Origin of the sequence: Idiomarina sp. UBA3162 (genome assembly GCF_002364475.1) — a bacterium.
Classification (GTDB): Bacteria; Pseudomonadota; Gammaproteobacteria; order Enterobacterales; family Alteromonadaceae; genus Idiomarina.
In genome coordinates this window covers 16446-23687 of the sequence record NZ_DEYI01000069.1, presented here as the reverse complement: position 1 = coordinate 23687, position 7242 = coordinate 16446, and the positions used below count along the sequence as shown (strand labels likewise).

The window sequence follows — 7242 nt, the reverse complement described above, 5'->3', positions numbered from 1 at the left end:
CCATTCTTGAATAGTATAATTATCTGACATACTTAAATTACATCTTGCACAAATTGGTTTAATATTATTAATATCTAATGTCCCACCTTTTGACTCTGGTTGATCATGACCAACATGATAATCAAATGGATTAATTAAATTCTCACACCAATCTACATAACATTTATGTTCAAATACTTTACCAAATGATGCTATCCAACATTGTTCTCTGATTGCTTTTGGGATAGTTTTCTTTTTATATTTATTGCATTTATTACTTATAAGTTTTTGTCTTTGTTTAGGCATTTAATTAAATATGATAATTATATTTAAATAAATATATATTTATTTATATATGATATTTCTGTGAAATGTTTTATTAATCCACTCCACCAACCAACTACTGTCATTTGTTTAATTTGTTCTTCTATATACTTTATATCGTTCCATATCAAGCATATCTCCGGCAGTGTATAAAGCATTATGTGCAAATGATTTATATTTATTTGCAGGTATCGATAATGCGCGTTTTAAACGCCAGGTGGTGCCCGGCGATACTATCCATTTTTATGTCACTTTCGAGAAAGAACGCCGTGGGATCTGGAAGTTTTCCGGTCGCGCTGAAGTTGACGGTGAATTAGCAGCAAGCGCTGAAATTATTTGCGCGAGAAGGGAAGTCTAGTGATCCACGAAACTGCTATTATCGATTCGTCGGCTAAACTAGGGAATAACGTTTCTGTTGGCCCGTGGACGATTATTGGACCTAACGTAGAAATTGGTGATGATTGCGATATTCGCTCGCATGTAGTCATCAAAGGACCGACAAAAATCGGCGCCCGTAATACCATCTATCAGTTCGCAAGCGTGGGCGAAGATTGTCAGGATAAAAAGTACGCAGGCGAACCCACACGATTAGAGATTGGTGATGATAACGTCATTCGTGAGTCGGTGACAATTCACCGTGGTACTATCCAAGACGAAGGTATCACGCGTATCGGCGATCGTAACTTGCTGATGGCCTACGTGCACGTTGCGCACGATTGCATGATCGGAGACGATAATATTTTCGCCAACTTAGTCACCCTGGCAGGTCATGTTCATGTAGGCAACCAAGTCATTTTGGGCGGTTTGACTGGCGTTCATCAATTTTGTCATATCGGCTCGCATGCCTTCGCAGCGGTCAACTCCATCGTTGTCCAAGACATTCCACCGTTTGTGATGGCGCAAGGTCATAATGCGCGGCCTCGCACTATAAACTCTGAAGGTTTAAAGCGTCGACAATTCAGTGACCAAGAAATCCGCAATATTCGTCGTGCTTATAAGCTGTTATATCGCTCGAGCCTGACTGTTGAAGAGGCGATACAGCAGATAGAAACGCTTGAAGAGCCCAAATTGGCCGACTTCATTAAGTTTGTTCAACAATCACAACGCGGCATTATTCGACCCTAATGGACAAAGCACAAACGCCTGTTAAAGTTGCGTTAGTCGCAGGTGAACACTCGGGCGATATACTCGGTTCAGGCCTCATGGCCGCATTGAAGTCGCGCTATCAAGATGTTGAGTTCATCGGTGTGGGGGGGCCTCTCATGGAACGTGAGGGGCTCAGCTCGTTCTTTCCGATGGAAGACTTGTCGATTATGGGGCTAGCGGAAGTGGTGCGCCACTTACCTAAGCTATTAAAACACCGCAGACAGTTAGTCGAGTTTCTTAAGCAACAGCAACCTGACGTCTTTATTGGTATTGACGCCCCTGATTTTAATCTAACGGTCGAGAAGCGACTCAAAGCAACCGGTATTAAAACCGTTCACTACGTTAGTCCATCGGTCTGGGCCTGGCGTAAAGGACGGATTAAGGGGATAAAGGAAGCCGTTGACCATGTGTTGTGCTTGTTACCGTTCGAAAAGCAGTTCTATGATCAACACGATTTACCCGCGACCTTTGTGGGCCACCCGCTGGCGGATGCTATTCCTCGCGAAAGCGATAAAGTTGCGGCTAGAAGCGACTTAGGGCTAGCCGAGTCGGGCACCTATATTGGCTTGCTACCTGGCAGCCGCAAAGGTGAATTAGCGCGCATGGCGCCGGTTTTTTTACACGCCTGTAAAACGCTTAAAGCCAATCATCCAGAGTTACAGTTTGTCGCGCCTATGGTGAACCAAGCTCGCGCTGATGAATTGAGGTCGTTATTAACAGAAAGTGGCATGCAAGCGGACGTACAGATCGTTCTTGGGCGCAGCCGTGAGGTGATGAGCGCTTGTGACTATCTGCTATTAACATCGGGCACAGTAGCGCTCGAGGCTCTTTTGATTAAACGGCCGATGGTGGTTGCCTATCGTTTCGCTTGGCTGTCTTACCAAATCATTAAGCGGCTTTTCCATGCCCCTTTCTTTTCATTACCGAACCTCTTAGCAGGGCGTGCGATTGTACCGGAACTCGCGCAAAGTGATGCCAGTGTCGAACGGATAGTTGCCAACATGGAGCAATTGCTGCAGTCGGATAACCAAGCGCTACTTGAACAATTTGATAGCATTCACCAACAACTTGACCAATCTGCTAGTCAGGTTGCTGCAGATGTGGTGAGTAAGCTTCTAAAAAATTGAACTTAATTAAGGAAATTATGCGCTAATAACACTAAAAAATCTGATCTAATATGAATGTATTCAATAGATTGGAGTTTAGATATGGGTTTATTAGTCGACGGTAATTGGCACGACAAATGGTATGACACCAAAAAACATGGTGGACGCTTCGTTAGAAGTGAGTCACAGTTTCGTAACAGTATCGAGCCTGGTGGTGAGTTTTCGCCTGAGTCGGGTCGTTACCATTTATTCGTATCTTATGCGTGTCCTTGGGCACACCGTGCGCTGATTTTTAGAAAGCTTAAAGGCCTAGAGTCTCACATTGACGTGTCGGTGGTTCATCCTTTAATGCTGGAAAACGGTTGGGAGTTTTCCACTGCTCCGCTTAACGATCCGCTCTATCAGTCTGACTTTCTCTACCAGCTCTACTTGAAAGCCGACCCTAACTATTCTGGTCGAGTGACGGTGCCTGTATTGTGGGATAAGCAACACGAAACCATCGTCAATAATGAGTCAGCCGAAATCATACGTATTTTTAATTCCGCGTTTAATGAATTAACCGGCAATGACCTGGACTTTTATCCCGAAGCGCTGCAACAAGAAATTGATGAAGTCAACGAGCGGGTTTATCACGGTATCAATAATGGTGTTTATAAGTGTGGCTTCGCGACTGAACAGAGCGCCTATGAAGAGGCATTCGAAGCGCTTTTTGACGCGTTGGATTGGGTCGAAGAACGTTTAGACGGACGCGACTACTTAGTTGGCGACCAACTCACTGAAGCGGATTGGCGTTTGTTCACTACGCTTGTGCGTTTTGATGCCGTCTATTTTGGCCACTTCAAAGCTAACAAATACCGGATTAGTGACTATCCACGCATGCGTGACTATTTAAGCCGTTTATTCCACTATCCAGGCGTTGCAGAGACAGTAGTGATGGATCATATCAAGCGCCACTACTACGGCAGCCATAAAACTATTAACCCCACTCAGATTGTCCCAGTGGGTCCTGAGTTATCATTTTAAGGAATCACGTATGGGTATCGTTAAACGCGTAAAAGGGATAGCCGCGCAAGATGGTGCCGGCGTTAAGTTGTCGCGCATCATTAATCAACCGACTTTTAAGCATCAGGATCCTTTTTTGATGCTCGATGAATTTCGTTCGGATGATCCCGATGATTATATTGCCGGGTTTCCACCTCATCCTCATCGCGGCTTTTGTACACTGACTTATATGTTAGCCGGACAAATGGCGCATGAAGACTCGGTAGGGAACCAAGGTCTGGTTGGCGCCGGTGGTGTGCAATGGATGAAAGCAGCGCGTGGGATCATCCATGCGGAAATGCCCAAGCAAACGGACGGTTTGATGTGGGGCTTCCAGTTATGGATTAATCTGCCTGCGAAATATAAGATGGATGAGCCAGAATGGTTTGACTACAAAACGGATACCATTCCTGAGGTTGAGTTGCAAAACGGTATTCTTCGTCTAATTGCGGGAAACTACGATGATAAACAGGGCCCCGTTTCATTGCCGGAGCAACGGTTGTTCATTGCTGATCTGCGCTTAAACGAAAAAGCTCGCGAGCAATTAGCGTTGGCTCAGCATACAACACAGCTGATGTATGTTTATCAAGGCGCTCTTTTGCTTGATGGCGAGCGCGTTGAACGTGGTGAGCTAGCCGTTCTTGATAGGCAAGCTGCGACTTTAGATGTTACTGCTGATCAGGACAGTGGTGCCATGATTTTAATGGGCGATGCGCTGGGCGAATCAATCAGTCAATACGGCCCGTTTGTCATGAATACGCCCGAAGAAATTGAACAAGCAATTCGTGACTATCAACAGGGTAAGCTGACTCAAGGTTAACTCAGATTGAAACGAGCTGTTTGCTTAATTAATTGTTCATAGCGCGCTGCGTGGGATGCCGTTAGTGTCATCCCTTGCAGGGTGCGCAAACAGGAGAGACATTCTTTTTTCAAAAAGCCAATTTCATTATCCGAATTGGCTTCTGCACAATACCTGACTGCTGCTTGAATAAAGTTGAGTGCCGCGCCACTATTTAAAGGTGCCATCTTTAAAGCTTCTCTGAAACTATTAAGCGCCTCTTTGTAGCGGCGATCTTCGTATTCTTGAATGCCTCGTTCATGCATTTGCCGGAATTGTGTGCGTCGTTGCTCTGAGCGCGATACTCGATCCCGCATCAGGCGCTGGGTGTATTCATCAATAGTGAAGAGTTGTTGATATTGTTGAACAATGTCATCGGCTTTTTCAAACTCACCTAAATCCATTAAAATGGCAACCACATCAAAACTGACCTCCTCAGGTAAGCTGTTACCTGCCGCTAAGTCATCGCCAAAAATTTGGTTTAATCGACTTTGCGCCTCACGCAAGCGCCCGTTAAAGGCATCGATGCGTGACAACAAAATGGATTCAATGGTTTCAAAAGAAATATCCGAATACACGAGATTTTCATCAAAACGTGCCCGTTGCAGCTCCATTGTCGCTTCGGTTTGATATTTAGCAATCTGTTGCCGGGTCTCAGCATGCTCTGCAGCGTCTAGGATAGCGCGGAGATAATTGCATAGATGCTGCACATTACGGTGCACTGAGGTACGTGCAATTTGTAGCACGTTATTCATTGCCTGTTTGGCTATTTCGTAGTTTTCGGAATCGCGCGCGATACGCGCGAGTAACGTCTGTCGTTCGATTGAAAAGGGCGCCATGGTAATCGCGATTCGGGCGCTATCCAACGCATCATCCATCGCTTCTTTACTCAGAAAACAACGGGTTTTTAGATCATGCGCTTCAATAGCATTGGGCATTTTTTTTATAACCGCGGCGATAAGCTCAAGGGCGTCGTCAGGGCGTTGTTGTAGCAACCGTGTCTCAGCTTGCTTAAGGCGGGCCCAACTTTGTCCGCCTTCATCGAGCAAGTGCTCAATCGCGTTGTCAGCGGCGTCTAACTGACCGGTTTTATTAAATAGTTCAATCTGCAGCTTTTGACAATAAGCAGCATACCGGCTTTGCGCGTTGATGTGCTTCTGACACGCCTCGATACACTGTTCGTAGTCTTTGTTGTAGAGCGATTTAAAGACATCCCTTAGCCACATTCTACGTTTGTAGGCACGCAACAAACGAGCACGTAAAACACGATGCGAAAAAGGTTTTGTGAGGTAGTCGTCGGGCTGCAGCTCGAGTGCGCTCAGTACCATCGGACGGGTATTATCACCGGTAATTATAAAAAACAGCGTTTCAGGTTTGAGCATGCCGCGTTGGCGAAGCTCTTCTAACACCTGGCGACCGTTTTTACCTCGACCCAAGTTATAGTCAACCAGCAAAATATCATAGGGGCGACGCGCGTAGGCTGCAATGCCGGCCTCGCCAGTGCGTTTAGCATCAACTTCTTTGGCACCTAAATTAATCAGTAAACCTTTCAACATGACTTGAAAGGCCTTTTGATCCTCAATAATCAAGACGCGTTTGTCTGATAAATCCAGTGCTTCGCTCATACCGTACATTGCTTAAGACAAGTTGACATCAGCATACTGTTAAACATGGGCTATGTTAAGCTTGGAATAGCGCTAAGTAGATAATATTTTGAATAAAAGTTAAAAATGGATTCGTTATGAAAGCAGCAAGGATTAAAGACGGACGCATCGAATGGACAGAAGTTGAACAATCAAAAGCGTTAGACAGTCATCAAGTAAGGATAGCGATTAGCCACGCAGGCATGAATCGTGCCGATTTAATGCAGGTTGCAGGTGCTTATCCTCCACCCCCGGGTGCATCTGACATTCCTGGTCTTGAATGCAGCGGAACAATCCTTGAAGTAGGTGCCGACGTAGACGCTTTCAACGTAGGCGATAAGGTGTGCGCGTTGCTAGCCGCTGGGGGCTACGCGGAACAAGTCGTTGTTGATCAGCAGCAAGTCTTACCCTTGCCCAAGGGTTGGTCACCGGAGCAAGGTGCGGGTTGGTTGGAGACGTTTGCAACGGCATTTTTGAATGTGTTCCAACTCGCCCGCGTAAAGTCACATGAGCGCGTATTGATACATGCGGCAGCAGGTGGTGTGGGAACGTCGTTGATTCAGTTATGTAAGGAAAAAGGTATTGCGTCGGTGGCCGTTGTCGGCACTGATGAGAAGCAGCAGTTCTGTCGCAAACTGGGTTCGCACATGACGATCAATCGACATCATGAGCGTGACTGGCAGCAACTTGACAGTGAGGGTGTTGATGTCATCTTAAACCCGATTGGGGGCGACTCGATTGCGCGTGATCAAGGTTTTTTAAATACTGAGGGTCGCATTATTCTCATTGGATTGATGGGTGGACGCGAAGGTCAGGTTGATTTTGGACGCATGCTAATAAAACGCCAACGTATTATTGGTTCAACGTTGAGAGCGCTGTCAGCTGAACGTAAAGGAAGTATCTTACGAGAATTGTGGGATGAATTCGGGGCAGCGTTTAGTGCCAAGCGTATTACGCCGATACTGGATAGAGTCGTTGCAGCCAAAGATGTTAATGAAGCAATGGATTACGTACGTGAAAATAGAACGTTTGGTAAAGTGATTTTGGATATGCAAGAAAACTAGGAAAAAGTGGTGGAGGGGGCAGGATTCGAACCTGCGAAGGCTGAGCCGGCAGATTTACAGTCTGCTCCCGTTGACCGCTTGGGTACCCCTCCAGATTGATG

The 7242-nt window shown here is 45.9% G+C and carries 7 protein-coding genes, 1 tRNA gene and 1 pseudogene; 6 read left to right on the top strand and 3 right to left on the bottom strand.

All coding sequences use genetic code 11. From position 1 onward, the window contains the following. Window positions 1-285 (bottom strand): HNH endonuclease (locus B2X00_RS08945; RefSeq protein ID WP_290487223.1); only part of this gene is annotated, 285 nt, incomplete at its 3' end. Between the two features lie 184 nt (window positions 286-469). Here B2X00_RS08945 and B2X00_RS08940 point away from each other — a divergent pair. The 5 genes and pseudogenes from B2X00_RS08940 to B2X00_RS08920 form a co-directional block, all read left to right on the top strand. Then, window positions 470-661 (top strand): annotated as a pseudogene (locus B2X00_RS08940) (3-hydroxyacyl-[acyl-carrier-protein] dehydratase FabZ); the annotation flags it as partial. Further along, complete coding sequence (lpxA, locus tag B2X00_RS08935; RefSeq protein ID WP_290487222.1) at window positions 661-1428, top strand: acyl-ACP--UDP-N-acetylglucosamine O-acyltransferase; 768 nt, start codon at window positions 661-663, stop codon at window positions 1426-1428. The pseudogene B2X00_RS08940 and the gene lpxA, both read left to right, overlap by 1 nt. Next, the gene (lpxB, locus tag B2X00_RS08930) at window positions 1428-2576 is read left to right on the top strand and encodes a lipid-A-disaccharide synthase (RefSeq protein ID WP_290487221.1); all 1149 of its coding nucleotides are present in this window, start codon (window positions 1428-1430) and stop codon (window positions 2574-2576) included. The genes lpxA and lpxB overlap by 1 nt, the downstream gene beginning before the upstream one ends. Window positions 2577-2657: 81 nt before the next feature. Then, window positions 2658-3578: a glutathione S-transferase family protein gene (locus B2X00_RS08925; protein ID WP_290487220.1), complete on the top strand. Its 921-nt coding sequence runs from the start codon at window positions 2658-2660 to the stop codon at window positions 3576-3578. Between the two features lie 10 nt (window positions 3579-3588). Beyond that, the gene (locus B2X00_RS08920) at window positions 3589-4416 is read left to right on the top strand and encodes a pirin family protein (protein WP_290487219.1); all 828 of its coding nucleotides are present in this window, start codon (window positions 3589-3591) and stop codon (window positions 4414-4416) included. On the opposite strand, the gene B2X00_RS08915 is transcribed toward B2X00_RS08920, so the two are convergent. Beyond that, window positions 4413-6059, bottom strand: coding sequence for a tetratricopeptide repeat-containing response regulator (locus B2X00_RS08915; RefSeq protein WP_290487218.1), 1647 nt, complete (start codon window positions 6057-6059; stop codon window positions 4413-4415). The two genes, B2X00_RS08920 and B2X00_RS08915, sit on opposite strands and share 4 nt — an antisense overlap. A 116-nt stretch (window positions 6060-6175) precedes the next feature. Between B2X00_RS08915 and B2X00_RS08910 the strand changes: the two genes are divergently transcribed. Continuing rightward, a complete protein-coding gene (locus tag B2X00_RS08910; RefSeq protein ID WP_290487217.1) occupies window positions 6176-7141 on the top strand; it encodes an NAD(P)H-quinone oxidoreductase in 966 nt (321 codons plus the stop codon). Between the two features lie 7 nt (window positions 7142-7148). Here the strand turns inward: B2X00_RS08910 and B2X00_RS08905 are convergent. Continuing rightward, window positions 7149-7233 (bottom strand) — tRNA-Tyr (locus B2X00_RS08905). Window positions 7234-7242 lie beyond the last annotated feature (9 nt).